Annotated in this window: 17 protein-coding genes; 16 read left to right on the top strand and 1 reads right to left on the bottom strand. The window is 62.8% G+C overall.

The window, feature by feature from the left end:
- Positions 1–154 precede the first annotated feature (154 nt).
- The 16 genes from ACSQ36_RS09370 to ACSQ36_RS09445 are packed head-to-tail and all read left to right on the top strand — an operon-like array spanning position 155 to position 16,233.
- The gene (locus ACSQ36_RS09370; RefSeq protein ID WP_436181713.1) at positions 155–883 is read left to right on the top strand and encodes a beta-ketoacyl synthase chain length factor; all 729 of its coding nucleotides are present in this window, start codon (positions 155–157) and stop codon (positions 881–883) included.
- The gene (locus tag ACSQ36_RS09375; protein WP_436181714.1) at positions 867–1,676 is read left to right on the top strand and encodes a lysophospholipid acyltransferase family protein; all 810 of its coding nucleotides are present in this window, start codon (positions 867–869) and stop codon (positions 1,674–1,676) included. The genes ACSQ36_RS09370 and ACSQ36_RS09375 overlap by 17 nt, the downstream gene beginning before the upstream one ends.
- Entirely contained in the window at positions 1,651–1,956 is a 306-nt protein-coding gene (locus ACSQ36_RS09380) for a phosphopantetheine-binding protein (protein ID WP_213763886.1), read from the top strand. The genes ACSQ36_RS09375 and ACSQ36_RS09380 overlap by 26 nt, the downstream gene beginning before the upstream one ends.
- Positions 1,953–2,204, top strand: a complete 252-nt coding sequence (locus ACSQ36_RS09385) for an acyl carrier protein (protein ID WP_031359256.1) — start codon at positions 1,953–1,955, stop codon at positions 2,202–2,204. Before ACSQ36_RS09380 ends, ACSQ36_RS09385 begins: the two co-directional genes overlap by 4 nt.
- Positions 2,204–2,878, top strand: coding sequence for a hypothetical protein (locus ACSQ36_RS09390; protein ID WP_436181715.1), 675 nt, complete (start codon positions 2,204–2,206; stop codon positions 2,876–2,878). The genes ACSQ36_RS09385 and ACSQ36_RS09390 overlap by 1 nt, the downstream gene beginning before the upstream one ends.
- Positions 2,875–4,563 carry an AMP-binding protein gene (locus ACSQ36_RS09395; RefSeq protein WP_436183138.1) on the top strand — a complete coding sequence of 563 codons (1,689 nt, stop codon included), beginning with the start codon at positions 2,875–2,877 and terminating at the stop codon, positions 4,561–4,563. Before ACSQ36_RS09390 ends, ACSQ36_RS09395 begins: the two co-directional genes overlap by 4 nt.
- The gene (locus ACSQ36_RS09400; protein ID WP_436181716.1) at positions 4,560–6,299 is read left to right on the top strand and encodes a glycosyltransferase family 2 protein; all 1,740 of its coding nucleotides are present in this window, start codon (positions 4,560–4,562) and stop codon (positions 6,297–6,299) included. Before ACSQ36_RS09395 ends, ACSQ36_RS09400 begins: the two co-directional genes overlap by 4 nt.
- On the top strand, positions 6,286–7,875 hold the full coding sequence (locus ACSQ36_RS09405; protein ID WP_436181717.1) for an HAL/PAL/TAL family ammonia-lyase: 1,590 nt from the start codon (positions 6,286–6,288) through the stop codon (positions 7,873–7,875). The genes ACSQ36_RS09400 and ACSQ36_RS09405 overlap by 14 nt, the downstream gene beginning before the upstream one ends.
- Complete coding sequence (locus ACSQ36_RS09410; RefSeq protein ID WP_213763882.1) at positions 7,868–8,305, top strand: acyl-CoA thioesterase; 438 nt, start codon at positions 7,868–7,870, stop codon at positions 8,303–8,305. The genes ACSQ36_RS09405 and ACSQ36_RS09410 overlap by 8 nt, the downstream gene beginning before the upstream one ends.
- Positions 8,293–8,940, top strand: a complete 648-nt coding sequence (locus ACSQ36_RS09415) for a LolA family protein (RefSeq protein WP_436181718.1) — start codon at positions 8,293–8,295, stop codon at positions 8,938–8,940. Before ACSQ36_RS09410 ends, ACSQ36_RS09415 begins: the two co-directional genes overlap by 13 nt.
- A complete protein-coding gene (locus tag ACSQ36_RS09420) occupies positions 8,940–11,348 on the top strand; it encodes an MMPL family transporter (RefSeq protein ID WP_436183139.1) in 2,409 nt (802 codons plus the stop codon). Before ACSQ36_RS09415 ends, ACSQ36_RS09420 begins: the two co-directional genes overlap by 1 nt.
- Positions 11,345–12,529 carry a beta-ketoacyl-[acyl-carrier-protein] synthase family protein gene (locus tag ACSQ36_RS09425; protein ID WP_436181719.1) on the top strand — a complete coding sequence of 395 codons (1,185 nt, stop codon included), beginning with the start codon at positions 11,345–11,347 and terminating at the stop codon, positions 12,527–12,529. Before ACSQ36_RS09420 ends, ACSQ36_RS09425 begins: the two co-directional genes overlap by 4 nt.
- On the top strand, positions 12,529–13,044 hold the full coding sequence (locus tag ACSQ36_RS09430; protein WP_436183140.1) for a hotdog family protein: 516 nt from the start codon (positions 12,529–12,531) through the stop codon (positions 13,042–13,044). The genes ACSQ36_RS09425 and ACSQ36_RS09430 overlap by 1 nt, the downstream gene beginning before the upstream one ends.
- Positions 13,041–13,766, top strand: coding sequence for a 3-ketoacyl-ACP reductase FabG2 (locus ACSQ36_RS09435; RefSeq protein WP_436181720.1), 726 nt, complete (start codon positions 13,041–13,043; stop codon positions 13,764–13,766). The genes ACSQ36_RS09430 and ACSQ36_RS09435 overlap by 4 nt, the downstream gene beginning before the upstream one ends.
- A complete protein-coding gene (locus tag ACSQ36_RS09440; RefSeq protein WP_436181721.1) occupies positions 13,766–14,992 on the top strand; it encodes a beta-ketoacyl-ACP synthase in 1,227 nt (408 codons plus the stop codon). The genes ACSQ36_RS09435 and ACSQ36_RS09440 overlap by 1 nt, the downstream gene beginning before the upstream one ends.
- On the top strand, positions 14,989–16,233 hold the full coding sequence (locus ACSQ36_RS09445; protein ID WP_436181722.1) for a beta-ketoacyl synthase N-terminal-like domain-containing protein: 1,245 nt from the start codon (positions 14,989–14,991) through the stop codon (positions 16,231–16,233). Before ACSQ36_RS09440 ends, ACSQ36_RS09445 begins: the two co-directional genes overlap by 4 nt.
- 84 nt (positions 16,234–16,317) lie before the next feature.
- Here the strand turns inward: ACSQ36_RS09445 and ACSQ36_RS09450 are convergent, their stop codons facing one another.
- Complete coding sequence (locus ACSQ36_RS09450) at positions 16,318–17,055, bottom strand: class I SAM-dependent methyltransferase (RefSeq protein ID WP_436181723.1); 738 nt, start codon at positions 17,053–17,055, stop codon at positions 16,318–16,320.
- Between the last annotated feature and the right edge of the window lie 122 nt (positions 17,056–17,177).

A 17,177-nucleotide genomic window follows, 5' to 3' on the forward strand; every position in this document is an offset into this window, starting at 1 on the left:
AAATGCCGTTAAGTCGGTACAGGCATCGGTATAACCGCCGGTCATCTTCGGACAGCGGGTTGAAGATCGTCCGGTTGAAGCGGGCCCATTCATGTGCTGCCCGCACAGGCGGATCCTGGTGAAGTGCTGGTGTCTTTCAAACCGTAAACATCGTATGCACGATCTGCGCTGGACCATGCCCGTTGCCCGATGGTCAGCCACCGCTGCCGCGGCGACCGCCGATATCAGCTTCATCGAGCCGATCGTCCGGCGTCGTCTGAGCAGCCTGTCCCGAAGCGCCCTCAAGGTCGCCCATGACTGCGTGGCTGAGCGGGACCGCGTGCGGGTAGTGTTCGCATCGCGGCATGGTGAACTGCGGCGCACGACAGACATCCTGCGCGCCATCAGCGCGGGCGAGCCGGTTTCGCCGACCGCTTTCAGCCTGTCCGTCCTCAACGCGATGACCGGCATTTTCGGCATCGCCCGCGGCGATCGTTCGCCCGCCAGCGCGATTTCCGCCGGGCCGCAAACGCTTGGGTTTGCATTGCTCGAAGCGCACGCGCAATTCGAAGCGGATCCGTCGTCCCCCGTGCTGCTGGTCTATGCCGACGAGCCGGCCGATGCCGCCTACGGCACGATTGAAGACGAGGTGCAAGGCGGCGCGCTCGCGATCCTGCTCGACACCCGCGCGGCAGGACGGCTTGCATGCACAATATCGGCTACGGGTGGCCTTTCCGGAAATCCGGAACCGGCATTGGGACCTTCATTGAGACCTTTCGCCGTGCCCGACAATTTCCTTACGCAGAGCGAAGCGATCCAACGCTGCCTCGACACACAGGCGCCCGCTACATGGAAAAACGCCGGTACGACCTGGCATTGGAGCTGGCATGAAGGCGCGGCTTAACTACGGCTGGCGGCTGGTCGCCACGGGCATGAGCTTCGTCGTGTTCGGCGTCTGCGGACTGCTGTTCTCGATGCTGGTGTTTCCGCTCGCGTGGTTGTGGCCGCATCGCGCGTTGCGTCAACGGATGGTGACGACCATCATTCACTGGTTCTTCCGGGCGCTGGTGGCCGTTTTGCAGTGGATCGGCGTGATGGAACTGGAAGTCTCGGGAGCCGCCGCCTTGCGCGACGCCGGCCCCGTGGTTGTCGTGGCCAATCATCCGACCTACCTCGACGTGGTGGTGCTGCTCGCGCTTACGCCTTCCGCCTGTTGCGTGGTCAAGAACGCGCACTGGGGTAATCCCTGCTTCTGGGGCATCGTGCGGGCCGCCGAATATGTGAGCAACGTCGACCCGGTCGAACTCGTTGAAGCCAGTGCCCGCCAGATCGCTGCGGGCTATACCATGATCATTTTTCCGGAAGGCACGCGTAGTCCCGCGCCGAACCGGTTGCACGCATTCTCGCGCGGTTTTGCGCACATCGCCCTCAAGGCAGGCACGCCGATCCTGCCCGTGCTGATGGACTGCGACCCGCCGGCCTTCACCAAGCAGATGCGCTGGTATCACGTGCCGTCGCGGGCATTCCGCATCCGCGTGACCGTGCTCGAGCCCGTCATGGCAGAGCGGCCCATGGCGCATGATGCATCGCATGAGTCTTTTTCTCCGGCCCTTGCCGCGCGCACTTTGACCAGCGCTATTGAGGCGCACATTAACCAGCGGCTGTTCGACTATGGATTCTTTGAAACTGGAAATTAAGCAGCTTCTGATCGATGCACTCGATCTGGAAGACCTGACGCCTGCGGACATCGATGACGATGCGCCGCTGTTCGAAACCGATGGCATCGGGCTCGATTCGATCGACGCGCTCGAGATCGGCATCGTGCTGCGCAAACACTACCAATTGACTATTGCGGCGAACGACGAACGCACGCGAGAGCACTTCCGTTCGATCAGCACGCTCGCCGCGCTGGTCGCCAGCCAGCAGGGCGGGCTGAGCGCTACGAACGACATCGGAGAAAAGGGGAGCAAATCGTGACCGAGACAGAGATCCTTGAGCGCATCCGCGCCATCTTCAAAGAGAACTTCGCGATCGAGCCCGATCGCGTGACGCCACAAGCGCATCTGTACGAGGACCTCGACCTGGATAGCATCGACGCCGTCGATCTCGCTATCAAGCTGCAGGAAATGACCGGACGACGCATCAAGCCGGAAGAGTTCAAGTCGGTACGCACGGTCGGCGATGTGATCGGTGCGGTGGAGTCGTTGCTGGCGGAACAGGGGTGATGCAAGCGGAGCATTCACGTGCCGGCGGGCAGGATGCCGCAGCGCCTGAGGCTTGCGGCCCGGGTTTGCACGCGAGGCCCCTTGGCTGGCCGCGCGCGGTTCTGCAGGTTGCGCTGAAGGTCGCCTACCCGTTGATGATCTTGTGTGCGTGGCGTTGGGATTCACCGCGATACATCGGCGCCGCGCTATTTGCTTTGCTTTGGCTGCAGCGCTGGGCCGGGACCGGCACGTTCGCGACATCGCTGCGCCAGCTTACCGCGACCGACTGGTGCGTAGCGGGCCTTTTAAGCTGCGTATCGGCGGGGATCGTATTGTCCGGCAGTGAATTGCTGCTGCATCTGTATCCCTCGTTTGTGAACCTTGGACTGCTGGTCGCGTTTGGCGCGACGCTTGTGCGCGGGCCATCGATGGTAGAAAAATTCGCGCGCATGGGCAAGCCGGCGCTTGGCGCGCATGCCGTGCGATACACGCGCCGGGTCACCCAAATGTGGTGCGTGTTCTTCACGCTGAACGGTGCGTTTTCCGCCTATACCGCGTTGTTCTGGACGCGTGCTGCGTGGTCGCTCTACAACGGCGCAATCGCGTATGGCCTGATAGGGGTGCTGCTGGTTGGAGAGATCGTATGGCGCTACGTGGCCGTGCTGCCGCGCGCCGCGCGCTCGGAGGCGGCATGATCGCGTTGCACGAGCTGTTGTGGGCCAGGCGTGACGCCGGCACGCCGGTTTGCCGCGACGGCGCCGACGTGCTCGATTTCTCTGCGTTCCTCGCGCGAGTGCAAGCCATCGCCGCGCGTTTAAGCGAGCAGCCGGCGCGGCGCTATGCATTGTGCATTGACGATCCGTTCGACTTCGCCTGCGCGCTGTTTGCGTTATTCGCCTGCGGCAAGGAACCGGTCATTCCGGCACATGCAGCGCCCGGTTATCTGGCCGATCTATCGAATGCCTACGATGCCGTACTAACCGATGCGGACATGCCCGCGCTGGTGTCTGGTTCGGAGTACATCGGATCTTTTGCATCGATCGACCCACATGCGCCGCTCACGCTGTACACCTCCGGCAGCAGTGGCACACCGAAGCCGATCCGCAAGACGCTCGCACAATTCAACGCCGAAGTTCATACGCTCGAGGCGCAGTGGGGCGTGCTTGTTGGCGACGCAACCGTGCTCGGCAGCGTCGCGCATCATCATATCTATGGGCTGCTGTTTCGCGTGTTCTGGCCGCTCGCAGCCGGACGCGCATTCGACCGCGCGCTCAGCATCGAACCGCAACATTTGCAGGCGCGGATCGCACAGTGCGGGCCGGAATCCACGGTCGTGGTCTCCACGCCGGCGCAACTATCGCGCTGGCCTGAACTCGATGGTTTCGCCAGTTTGAGTCCTGCGCCCCGCGTGTTCTTTTCATCGGGCGGTCCGCTTGCGGCAGACGCGGCGAGCAAATATGCCGCGGCGTTCGGCGCGGCGCCCGTCGAGATCTACGGCAGCACGGAAACGGGCGGTATCGCCTGGCGTCGGCAGGATCAGACGGATGCGTGGCGAGCGTTGAACGGTATCGAGGTTCATCGCGGTGACGACGGTGCGCTCAACCTGCGTTCACCGCATCTGGGCCATGACGATTGGTATCGTACCGACGACACCATTGCGTTTGACACGGACGGGCGCTTTCGTCTGCAAGGCCGCCTCGATCGCGTGATCAAGCTCGATGGCAAGCGCGTGTCGCTGCCCGAGCTCGAAGCGCGCCTTGGACTGCATCCGTATGTGGCGCAGGGGGCGGTTGTGTCGCTTGGAGGGATGTCGCGCGAGCGTGTCGGCGCGGTGGTGGTCCTCACTGCAGCTGGTAGTGAAGCGCTGCTGGAACGAGGACGCGTGGCGCTCGCCAAGATCCTGCGCCGCCACCTTGCGGCGTATTTCGATATCGTCGTGCTGCCGCGTTTCTGGCGTTTCCGTTTCACACTTCCGTTTGATGCGCGTGGGAAGTTGCCGGCGGCGGCTGTCGCCGCTGCATTCGATGCACGCGCGGACGGCGTGGAGCTGCTCTCCGAAGTGCGCAGCGAGACCGCGTTGCACTACGAACTTCGCGTGCCCCCGACACTGGTTCATTTCGCCGGCCACTTTCCCGGCTTGCCGATCCTGCCGGGCGTTGTACAGATCGACTGGGCGATACGATTGGCCGCCGAGCAAGTGCCGGACGTACGCATGCTGGCATCGATCGAGCAGTTGAAGTTCAAGGCCCCGGTGCCACCCGGCGCGCTGCTCGATCTCACGTTGACGCATGACGCGTCGCGCTGGCGGGTGCAATTTGCGTATCGGCTTGGGCACAGAGAGTGCACGTCCGGTGTGATTGTTTATCGGGGGATCGCATGAGCTTTGGGTCGCCCATACTGCCGTGCATCATTATCCCGATCTACAACCACAAGGACGCGATCAGCGCGACCGTCGCGAATCTCAGCGTGCATGGGTTGCCACTTTTTATCGTCGATGACGGCAGCGACCAGGCCACCCAGGATGTACTCGCCACGCTTCGCCAACAGTTCGCGGACACGCTCACGCTGATCCGGTTGCCCGTGAACGCCGGCAAGGGCGCGGCGGTGATGGCGGGCCTGCGAGCGGCGCGCAAAGCTGGTTTCACGCATGGCTTGCAGATCGACGCGGACGGACAGCATGACGGCGCCGATGTACCGCGCTTCATCGAGGCCGCGCGCGCGGAACCTCACGCGGTGATTCTCGGTCGCCCCGTCTACGACGACTCCGTGCCGAAGTCGCGTCTCTACGGCCGTTATCTGACGCATGTGTGGGTATGGATCGAAACGCTTTCGTTCACGATTCGCGATTCGATGTGCGGCTTTCGCCTGTATCCGCTTGACGTGGTCTGCGCGTTGATTGATGACGTCAAGTTGCCGACGCGAATGGATTTCGACATCGAGATACTGGTGCGGTTGTACTGGCGCCGGACAGCGTTCCGTTCGATCCCGACGCGCGTTACCTATGCGAGCGACGGCGTTTCGCACTTCGACGTACTGTGGGACAACGTGCGCATCAGCCGTACTCACACACGGCTCGTCGCGGGCATGCTGGGGAGGCTGCCAATGCTAATCGCACACAAGCTGATGCCGCGCGCTTCTGAAACTTCATCGAATGAAAACGAGCAGCACTGGTGGCATATCGCGGAACGCGGCAGCCATCTCGGCATGTCCTTGCTTGCGCTTAGCTGCCGTCTCTTCGGCACGCGCTTCACCGCATTGTGGCTGCATCCGATCGTCGCGTATTTTCTGCTGACCGGGAGCCGTGCACGCGCTGCGTCGCGCACTTACTTCATGCATCTCCAGCAGGCAGCACCGCAGGATGGAACGCCTCGGCCAGGATGGTGGTCCGCGTACAAACACATGCTCGCGTTCGCGCGATCCGGCTTCGATAAACTCGCTGCATGGTCGGGTCGCGTCAGCATGGACGACGTGAAGTTCGATGACCCGGCCGCGTTCGAAGCGTTGAACGCCAGCGGCCGTGGCGCGCTTGTAATCGGCGCGCATCTCGGCAACCTCGAGATGACCCGGGCGCTTGCCACGCGCGGCACGCATGCGAAGATCACCGCGGTTGTCTATACGGAGCACGCGCGCCGTTTCAACAGCGTGCTGGCATCGGCGAATAGCGAGTTCGCGCAACGTCTTGTCGAGGTCAGCGACTTCGGCCCCGAGACGGCGATGATGATGCAGGATCGGGTGGAGGCAGGCGAGCTGCTGGTGATCGTCGGCGACCGCGTGCCCGCGCATGATTCCGGCCGCACGACCGAGGCGCAGTTTCTGGGTTCGACGGCGCCTTTCGCACAAGGCCCTTACGTGTTGGCCCACGCGCTAGGTTGCCCCGTGTACCTGTTTTTCTGCCTGAAGGAAGAGCAGGGCTACAGGCTCTACTTCGAGCCGTTCGCGCAGCGCATCGAGTTGCCGCGCCGGGAACGTGCGCAGCATCTCGCGGACTGGGCGCAGCGTTATGCGTTGCGTCTCGAACACTATTGCCGCAAGGCGCCTTATCAATGGTTCAATTTTTTCGATTTCTGGGCGCGTCCCAAGGGTAATGGAAATGGAGACGCGAATGGCCGAACATGATCTTGGCGGCGAGCCAGCTTGTATAGCCGAGGAAGCCATTGTGATCGGCGGCAGGCGGCTGACGATCGAGGAGGTCGTATCGATTGCCCATCGGCGAACGCCTGTCGCCTTGAGTGCCGATCCGGCGTGGCGCGCACGCATTGAACGCGGCGCCGAATTCCTGCGCCGCCATCTTTTGCAGGGCGCAACCGTCTATGGGGTCAATACCGGTTACGGCGACTCTTGCGTGGTCGATGTACCCATGGAACTGGTCGAAGTCCTGCCCCTGCAATTGCTGCGTTATCACGGCTGTGGCATGGGCCAGCATCTCGACGACGCGCAGACGCTCGCCGTCATCGCCGCACGGCTCAATTCGCTGGCATACGGGTTCTCGGGAGTACGGCACGTGCTGCTTGAAAGACTCGCGGACCTGATCAATTATCGCGTGCTGCCGCGGATTCCATCGGAGGGATCGGTGGGGGCAAGCGGTGACCTGACGCCGCTGTCCTACGTGGCGGCCGCGCTGGTTGGCGAGCGCGACGTGCGGTTCCGCGACGAGTTGTGCGATGCCCGCAGCGTCTGGACCAAACTAGGCCACACACCGCTCACGCTCGCGCCGAAAGAAGGGCTCGCGCTGATGAACGGCACGGCGGTCATGACGGGCCTCGCGTGCCTCGCATTCGCCCGTGCCGGTCATCTGACGCGGCTCGCCGCCCGCCTGACCGCGTTGTCCACCGTCGCGCTCGACGGCCGCGCCGCGCACTTCGATCCCATGCTGTTCGAAGTCAAACCACACGCGGGGCAGGCCGAAGCCGCGGCATGGATTCGCGAGGATCTCGCCGGCCGCGAGGACACGCCGGGGCATCGCTTGCAGGATCGCTATTCCATCCGCTGTGCGCCGCACGTGATCGGCGTTGCGCGCGATGCGCTGTCGTGGGTGCGTCGCGATGTCGAGAACGAACTGAACAGCGCCAACGATAATCCGCTGATCGATCCCGATGGTGAACGCGTGCTGCATGGCGGCAACTTCTACGGCGGCCATATTGCCTTCGCGATGGACGCGCTGAAAGTGGCCGTCGCGAATCTTGCCGATTTGATGGATCGCCAACTCGCGCTGCTAGTCGACGATAAATTCAACAACGGCCTGCCGAGCAGTTTGTCGGGCGCGGCGCCGGAGCGGGCATCGATCAATCACGGCTTCAAGGCAGTGCAGATATCGTCGTCGGCATGGACCGCGGAAGCGCTCAAACTGACCATGCCCGCCAGCGTGTTCTCGCGATCGACCGAGGCGCATAACCAGGACAAAGTGAGCATGGGCACCATCGCCGCACGTGATTGCCTGCGGATCCTGGAGCTGACCGAGCAAGTCGCCGCGGCTCATACGCTCGCTACTGTCCAGGCCGCGCGCTTGCGTCTGCGCATCAACAATACGACGCCCATCCCCCCGCCGTTGCGTAAATTTATGGATAGCGTGACAGCCGGATCGCCGTTCGTCGATGAAGACCGCGCGCTCGAAAGCGACCTGCGCGCATTGACTGCGCGGATCGCGGCGTGTGAGTTGGTCGCAGGTTACCGTAGCGAGGATCAGCATGAGTGAAGCTGCGGCCCCCAAGGTCCTGACGGCGAGTGCGCCAGTTGAAGTACCGTTCCACGACGTCGACGCCATGAACGTCTGCTGGCATGGCCACTACTTGAAGTACTTCGAGATCGGCCGGGCCGCGCTGCTGCGGGTGTTCGACTACGACTATCGCGAGATGCAGGAATCGGGTTATCTGTGGCCCATCGTCGAAGTGCATCTCAAGTACGTGCGCCCGGCTACCTACGGGCAGCAGATCGAGGTACGCGCGCAGTTGCTGGAATATGAAAACCGCCTGAAGATTGGTTACGAGATTGTCGATGCCGCTTCAGGCGAGCGGCTGACCAAGGGCTATACGATCCAGGTTGCTATTCACGCCGCGACGCAGGAGTTGCAATTCGTGTCGCCGCCCGTGGTGATCGAGAAACTGGAGCGCGCATGGGCACGTTGAATTGGCTTAGCGCTGTTGCGTCTTTGTTTATCTCGTTGTCCATACCGGTCTTCGCGGCGCAGCCTGCATCGGCGAGCAATACGGGTCTTGTTTCGCAGATAGCGGGGCATCTCGCTCAGGCAAAGGGCGTTCGCGCGCAGTTCACGCAAACTCAAACGCTGTCCGCAATGAAACAGCCGCTAGTCAGCACGGGCTCGCTGATTTTTTTTCGTGAACGCGGCGTGATCTGGCAGATCGATACACCGTACAAAGCGACCTACGTCATCACCGATACCGGTGTGAGCGAGGTCAACTCCAGCGGCCAGCGGACGAACTCGAATAGTGGCAGCGGCGTGCGCGGCGTGGCACAGGTTTCCCGGATGATGCGCGCGATGCTGGGTGGCGATCTCTCGGCGCTCTACGCACAATTCGATGTGCACGCGGACGGCACACCGGCGCAATGGCGCATGCAACTGACGCCGAATCAACCGCAACTCGCCCAGTCGATCAAGGGCCTTGAGATGAGCGGCGGGGATTATTTGCAGGCGCTGCGCATCACGCTTGCGAATGGCGACGTTACGCGCATCGACTTTGCGAACAGCGCGGCGGTGAGTGAGCTGCCGCCAGCCGATCGCACGCTGTTCGGAGCGCCATGATGCAGGTGCCGCAGTCACAGGTCGCAAAACCGGCGTGGGGCATGCGCGTCGGTTGGCTGCTGCTCGCGCTCGTCGCAACGCTTTATTGTGTGTGGCGATTTGCCGGGCCGTCGCCGCTGCAAACGAACCTGCTCGCGTTATTGCCAGCAACGGAAGCAGATCCGGTCGCTGAAAAGGCGGTCGATACCCTGGCGACGGCGCTGGGCGATCGTACAGTTTTCCTCGTAACCAGCGATGATGCAGCACACGCCAAAGCCGCAGCGAAACAGCTTGGGGCGATGTTGTCGGCAAGTAAAGCGTTCGGCTCGGTGACGGCGGAGCTGCCTCCATTCGATTTATCGAATATCTCCGGGCTGTACATGCCGTATCGATTCGGCTTGCTTGCACCTGCCGATCGCACCGCGCTTGCAGACGGCACGGCCTCCTTGCACGACACACTCGCGCGACGTCTCTACAGCCCGCTGCGCAGCGGCCTCGCGACCCAACTCGCCGATGATCCGTTCGGCTGGCTCGAACACTGGCTTGCGGGCTTACCGCTTGCGACCTCGAACCTGGAGGTTGAAGACGGTTTGCTAGTGGCGCATCGCGGCAATGCGACCAGTGTTCTTGTGATGGCGACGTTGCCAGGTTCGGCGTACGAATCGAAGGTCCAGCATGCGGTCCACGAAGCCGTGGCTGGCGGCGAACGCGCTCTTAAACAAGGTTTCCCCGATGTCACGTTAGCCCGCACCGGCGCCGTTTTCTACGCGGAGGCTGCGCGCGCTGCTTCAGAGCGCGAGGTGCATTTAATCGGTATCGCATCGCTCTGCGGAATTGCGTTGCTGATGTTGTGGGTGTTCCGTTCGCCGCGGCTGATCCTGCTCGGCTTCGTCTCGACAGCGCTCGGCATTGTCTGCGCGCTCGCCGCCACCATGCTGATATTCGGCAAGCTGCATCTGCTGACGCTCGTGTTCGGTGCGAGCCTGATCGGCGAGGCAGTCGACTATTCGATCCAGTATTTTGTGGTGTATCTCGGTGCGGGGGGTGACTGGGATGCGCAGCGCGGCGCGCGCACCGTGCGGCCGGCGTTGACAGTCGCATTGACGACAAGCCTACTGGGTTACGCCATCCTCACGTGGGTACCGTTTCCTGCGCTCAAGCAAATTGCATGTTTTGCGATTGTGGGGATATGTACCGCGTTTGCGTCGGTATTGTGGCTGTTGCCGGCGTTGCTGGTCCGTGCACCCAAGCGTAGTCCGCAGCGCGTATTCGATGGAGCGGCACGTCTGCTTGGCGCATGGCGTGCAGTGATCGGCGGACGGCGAGCATGGGGCGTAGCGGCTCTGCTGCTCATCGTCGCCGTGCCGGGCTGGCTACGGCTCACGAGCGACGACGACATCCATCTGCTGATCCAGCGCGATCCTGTGCTCATGGCGCAGGAGCAGAAGGTCCGCGACGCGGTCGGCTTCGACAACAGCACACAGTTCTTCGTCGTGCGCGGCGAGACGCCCGAAATCGTGCTGGAGCGCGCTGAAGCACTGAGCGCGAAGCTCGACGGTTTGACAGGCGCGGCCAGGCTGAGTAGCTGGCAATCAGTAACGTCATTCGTTCCGTCGGCGAAGCGGCAGGGCGAGGACCGTACCCTGCTCAGTCAACGCGTATTCAACGATCCGTCCGCGTTGCGCGCGACGCTTGTTCAAGCCGGTTTCCGCGATGAAGTCGCCGACGCGTGGCTCGCAGCCTACGCGAAGTCGGACCATGCGGTACTGAGTGTCGATAGCTGGCTTGCAGCGCCGTGGTCGCAACCGTTCCGTCACTTGTGGCTCGGCAGAGTTGACCCGGCATCGACGTCGGGCGGATACGCTTCTGTCGTAATTCCGCAAGGCGTTACGGCGGCGAACCTGCCCGCGCTGATTGCCACGGCGCACATGCTGGCAGGCGTCACCTTCGTCGATAAAGCCGCGAGCGTGTCGACGCTGTTCGGCGCTTATCGTGTCGATAGCGGCATTTGGTTGGCCGGCGCGCTGCTGCTCGTGCTCCTGCTTATGATGGCGCGTTACCGGCCGCTCGGCGGCATTGCCGTCACGCTGCCGGTGTTGCTGGCGGTGGGCGTGACGCTCGCCGTATTCGGCTATGCCGGCGTGCCGCTGAATCTCTTCAACTGGCTGGCATTGATGCTCGTACTCGGCGTGGGCGCAAACTACGCCGTGTTCCTGCGCGAAGGCGCCGCGCGTGCCGACGCCGATCTTGGTGCCGTATGGACGGGCGTGCTGCTCTCGGCGGCAACCACGCTGCTTTCCTTCGGCCTGCTCGCCATGAGCGCGATGCCCGCGCTGAGGAGTTTTGGCGCGACACTGGCGCTGGGCATCGCGGTATCGGTGCTGCTTGCGCCTATCGGCATGCCATCGGAACGAAGGAGGGCCGCATGAACGGGCCACGGGTTTATCTACACGCGCTTGGCTTGATCAATGCACTCGGAGACGGCATCGACTCGATCGTGCCGGCGCTCGCGGCCGGCGTGTCGCCCGGCATGGGAACGATCCATACCGGCGTTGGCGATGCATTCGCCGGCAGCGTTATCGTGCCGCTCGATCTCGCGCCCCCGGAATCACTCGCGCGTTATGACTGCCGCAATAACCGGCTGCTGCTCGCGGCGCTTGCGCAGATCACGCCGGCGGTAGAAGCCGCTCGCGAGCGTTACGGCTCGCATCGGATTGGCGTGGTGCTTGGCACGAGCACATCGGGTATTGAAGCGGCCGAGGCTGCGTTTGTGTATCAGGCCCAAGCAGGCAAGTTGCCCGTGGGCTTCGACTATCGGCAAGTGGAAATCGGTACAGTGGCGCCGTTCGCCTCCGCAGCGCTCGACCTCCATGGTCCGGCATTCACGATCTCGACCGCATGCACATCGAGCGCCAAGGCGTTCGTCTCCGCGCGTCGACTGCTCCAGTTGCACCTGTGCGATGCGGTTGTAGTCGGCGGCGTAGATTCGTTATGCGAATTAACCGTTCAGGGCTTCGCGTCACTCGAATCGACGAGTGCGGTCCGCTCCAATCCGATGAGCCGCAATCGCTGCGGGATCAACGTTGGCGAGGGCGCGGCCGTGTTCCTGATGAGCCGCGACGAAGGCCCGGTCGTGCTCGCGGGCGTGGGTGAATCAAGCGATGCACATCACATTTCCGCACCCGATCCACACGGCGCGGGCGGTGAAATCGCATTGCGCGCAGCACTGGCGGACGCCGGTCTTGCTCCGGCTGATATTGCTTATGTGAACCTCCACGCAACGGCGACGCGCAAGAATGACGACATGGAAGCGCACCTGATGGCGCGGGTGTTCAAGGATGGCGTCGCGGTCAGCGGCACCAAGCCGCTGACCGGGCATCAACTCGGCGCAGCGGGCGCGACTGAGCTGGGGTTCGCGTGGCTTACACTCGCACGCGACAACGTCGCTTTACCGCGTCATCTGTGGGACGGGGAGGCCGACCCGGCGTTGCCGCCACTCGATCTGATCGAAAGCGAGCGATATCTGCCGCGCATGGCGGGCACGCAATACGTGATGAGCAACTCGTTTGCATTTGGCGGCAGCAACGTCAGTCTGATTCTCGGCCGATGATGACCATGACGACCCAGATGAATGACAACGGCTTCGGCCCCATTGAAACGATCTTGCCGCATCGGGGCACGATGCTGCTGCTCGACCGCGTCAGCGCCTGCACCGACGAAACCCTGACCGCTTACGCAAGCGTTCGCGCGGATGCCTGGTATGCCGATGCCGACGGCGCGATGCCGGCGTGGATCGGCATCGAACTGATGGCGCAGGCAATTGCGGCGCATGTTGCTTTACTCGCGATGCGCGCAGGCGGTCGGGCACGTCCCGGCGTACTGCTCGGGTCGCGCCGGTACGAGGCGCATGTACCGGCATTTGCGCGCGATGCCCGATTGCGCATCGAAGTGAAAGAACTGCTGCGAGGCGACGAAGGCCACGGCGCGTACGAATGCTCGATCCATCACGATCGGGAACACGACCACGGCCAGAATCGCGGCAGCGTGTGCTGTGCGGAGGCAGTCATCAAGGTGTATCAACCGGCTGATTTTCAGTCATTCATCGAAGGGAGTTTCGGATCATGAGCCGGCGTGTTCTTGTAACGGGCGCAAGCCGCGGCATCGGCCGCGCGATAGCGTATCAACTCGCGGCAGACGGCTTCACGGTCTCCGTGCATTGCCGCAGCGGCCGCGCCGAAGCCGAAGCGGTCGCGACCGGCATTGCCGCGCAGGGCGGCACGGCGCGCGTGCTGCAATTCGATGTACGAGACCGCGCCGCATGCCGAGAAGTGCTCGAGGCCGACGTGGCCACCTACGGCGCGTATTACGGCATCGTCTGTTGCGCGGGCGTGACGCGTGACGCGGCGTTCCCGGCGCTCACCGAAGAGGACTGGGACATCGTGATCGAAACCGGTCTCGACTCTTTCTATAACGTCGTGCATCCGTTGACCATGCCGCTTGTGCGCGCGAAGCAGGGCGGCCGCATCGTGACAATCGCCTCTGTCTCGGGCGTGATGGGCAACCGCGGCCAGGTGAACTACAGCGCGGCGAAGGCCGGACTTATCGGCGCCACGAAGGCGCTCGCTGTCGAACTCGCGACCCGCAACATTACCGTCAACTGCGTGGCCCCCGGATTGATCGACACCGGCATGCTTGAGGGTGTACCGCTCGAACAGGCATTGAAGACGGTGCCGATGAACCGCGTCGGACAACCGGCCGAAGTGGCGTCCGTGGTCAGCTTCCTGATGTCGGATGCGGCCTCGTATATCACGCGGCAGGTGATCGGCGTCAATGGCGGGATGATCTGATGAAGCGCGTCGTCATTACCGGCATGGGTGGCGTCACGGCATTCGGCAACGCCTGGGACGAGATCGAGGCAAACTTGCGAAGCGGCCGCAACGCCGTGCGCCGGATGCCCGAGTGGGACTACTTCGAGCTGCTGCATACGCGACTCGCGTGCCCCTTGCCCGCCTTCACCGCGCCAGCTCATTACCCGCGCAAGAAAACCCGTTCGATGGGCCCCGTGTCCCTGTATTCGGTGCGCGCGAGCGAACTGGCGCTGGCCGATGCGGGTCTCGCCGACGACCTCACGATCAAGGACGGCCGCATGGGCGTGGCCTACGGATCGTCGTCCGGATCGGTCCAGCCGATTCGCGCATTCGGCAAGATGGTCGAAACCGGTTCGATGAGCGACGTGACCTCGAATAGCTACGTGCAGATGATGCCGCATACCACGGCCGTCAACGTCAGCCTGTTCTGGGACCTGAAGGGCCGCATTGTGCCGACATCGTGCGCGTGTGCATCGGGCAGCCAGGCGATTGGCTACGCCTACGAGATGATTGCTGCCGGCAAGCAGACGCTGATGCTCGCGGGCGGCGCTGAGGAGTTGTCGGGGCCGGCCGTCGCCGTGTTCGACACGCTCTATGCCACCAGCACGCGCAACGACGAGCCGCACCTGACGCCGCGCCCCTTCGATATCGCCCGTGACGGCCTCGTGGTCGGTGAAGGCGCGGCGACCCTGGTGCTCGAAGAGTATGAACACGCGCTTGCACGCGGAGCGCGCATTCACGCGGAGATCGTAGGCTTTGGTTGCAACTCGGACGGCGCGCATATGACGCAGCCATCGGCCGGGACCATGGCCTTCGCCATGCAGCTCGCACTGCGCGACGCACAGCTTCCGGCTGAAGCCATTGCCTATGTCAACGCGCATGGGACGTCGACGGATCGCGGCGATGTAGCCGAAAGCCACGCGAGCGCGCAGACCTTCGGCGAGCGTTTGCCGATCAGCTCGCTGAAAAGTTACGTCGGCCATACGCTGGGCGCGTGTGGTGCGCTGGAGGCGTGGTGGACCATCGAGATGATGAAGCGCAACTGGTATGCGCCGACGCTGAACCTGACACAGGTTGATCCAGCTTGCGCGGCGCTCGACTACATCGTGGATAGCGGCCGCACGATCGATGCCGAATATGTCATGAGCAACAACTTCGCGTTCGGCGGCATCAATACGTCGCTGATTTTCAGGCGCGTGCCATGAGCGTTGTGCCTGCCCCCCGTGGCCTGTCACGCGTGGTCGTGACGGGCATGGGCATTGTGTCGTGCCTGGGTAATACGCTCGATGAAGTCTCCTCCGCCTTGCGCGAGGGGCGAAGCGGTATTACCCGCGTCGATGCGTGGCGTGAACGTGGTCTGGCAAGTCAGGTGGCGGGCGTGGCGTCGATCGCGGACGAACCGCCGTTCGATCGCAAGCTCGAGCGTTTCATGGGCGATACGGCGCGTTTTGCATGTCATTCAGCGCGCAAGGCAATACACGATGCCAACCTCGATCTCTCCCTGTTGCGTTCGCCGCGTGCCGGCGCGGTGATCGGTTCGGGCACCGGTACGATCTCGGCCTATGACGCAGCCATGACGATTGCCCACGCGCGCGGTATCGAGAAAGTGCCGCCATATGCGGTCCCGCAAGTGATGGGCAGCACCACATCGGCGAACGTGGCTCAGGTGTTCGGGCTGGAGGGCATGAGCTATTCGCCGTCGTCGGCCTGTACCACATCTGCCCTGGCGATCGGCCAGGCGATGCAACTGATCCAGACCGGCCGCCAGCAGATCGTACTCGCGGGCGGCAGCGAAGGTTTGCACGACAACATGACCCTGTTGTTCGACGCAATGGGTGCATTGTCGAGGCGTTTTAACGACGCGCCGGAACGTGCCTCGCGTCCTTATGACAGCACGCGCGATGGTTTCGTGATTGCGTCGGGCGGCGGCGTGCTGGTGCTCGAGTCGCTGGACCACGCGTTGTCGCGGGGCGCACGCATTTACGCCGAACTGACCGGCTTCGGCCATTGCACGGACGGCGCGGGCATGGTGAGTCCGCATGCATCGGGCATCGCGCGCGCCATGCGTGGCGCACTCGACGAAGCTGGCACACGTCCGTCGTATATCAACACGCACGCGCCCTCCACACCGCTTGGCGACGTCGAAGAACTGAACGCGTTGTGTGATGTATTTGGCGATGACATCCCGCTGTTTTCATCGACGAAGGGATTGTCCGGCCACCCGCTTGGAGCCTGTGGCGTGCACGAAGCGATCTACACTTTGCTGATGATGCGCGATGGTTTTGTCGCGGGGACGGGGCCGATCGAAACGCCCGATCCATGCGTGAGTGGCATGCCGCTCGTGCGCACATCGCGGCCGATGAAGATAGACACTGCGATGTCGATTTCATTCGGGTTCGGCGGCAGTTGCGCCAGCTTGGTCTTCGATGCGTGGAAGGGTGCTTGAAAAGCGGTGGCCTTGCGAGTGCGGGATGGTGTTGTGCTTGGCGCGCGTCAACCCTGAAATTGAAGGAAGCTGCGATCAGTGGATTCAACCTGCCTTGATCGCAGCCACATTGACCAGCGTTTCACGACGCTTGCCCGGCAGCGGCCGATGCAACCCGAGCCGTTCAAGGAGTCCGAAGTCCGCCGCGCGACTCCACCACAGGTAGGGCATGGAAACGTTTTGTGAACCGAATGCGAAGCCGGCGTTGCGGATCATGTCGAGGTAAGCGTCGGCGCTTTTCTGCACATGCATGGGATGGCGAAACAGCAAGCGGATCACCCAGGACTTGATATACGCATCGGTGGATTCAGCGAACAGCAAAACCCCGCCGGGTTTCAGTACCCGGCGAAATTCACTCAGGGAGCGGTCTTGATCCACGAGATGATGAAAGGTCTGATGGCAGAACACGATGTCGGCGCTTGCATCGGGCAAGGGCAGGCGTGCGCAGTCGCCGCGCAGCAACTCGATCTCGGTCGCCCAGTCGCCGTCCTGCGAGCAAGCCTGCGCCGCATTCCGGGCTTCCACGAGCGAAGGCTCATGGAAATCGACTCCGATGATCCGGCCGGCCCTGAACGCGTTGCCAAGCAGCCGGAACGACTGACCTTGCCCGCAGCCCACATCAACAATCACCGGAGCCACGGGCAGGGTGGTATCGACCAGGCGCTTGAGATCATTGATCGCTACGCGCAGCACGTGATGCTCCCACGTGGCGGTACGCAGAAACCAGAGCCCGAAGGCTGTCTCCGGCACGTATGCAACGCTGGATATTTCGGATAACGACACGATTTCTCTCCGGCAACAAAGGATGCGAGCAGGGCGCACGTCATTGTAATCGCAAGCATGACACGCATTGAAGCAAGAGCGGGCAACTGATCCACGGAAATGATCCAGCAACGTGCGCCGCA

It is taken from the genome of Caballeronia sp. LjRoot34 (genome assembly GCF_964253815.1).
Classification (GTDB): Bacteria; Pseudomonadota; Gammaproteobacteria; order Burkholderiales; family Burkholderiaceae; genus Caballeronia.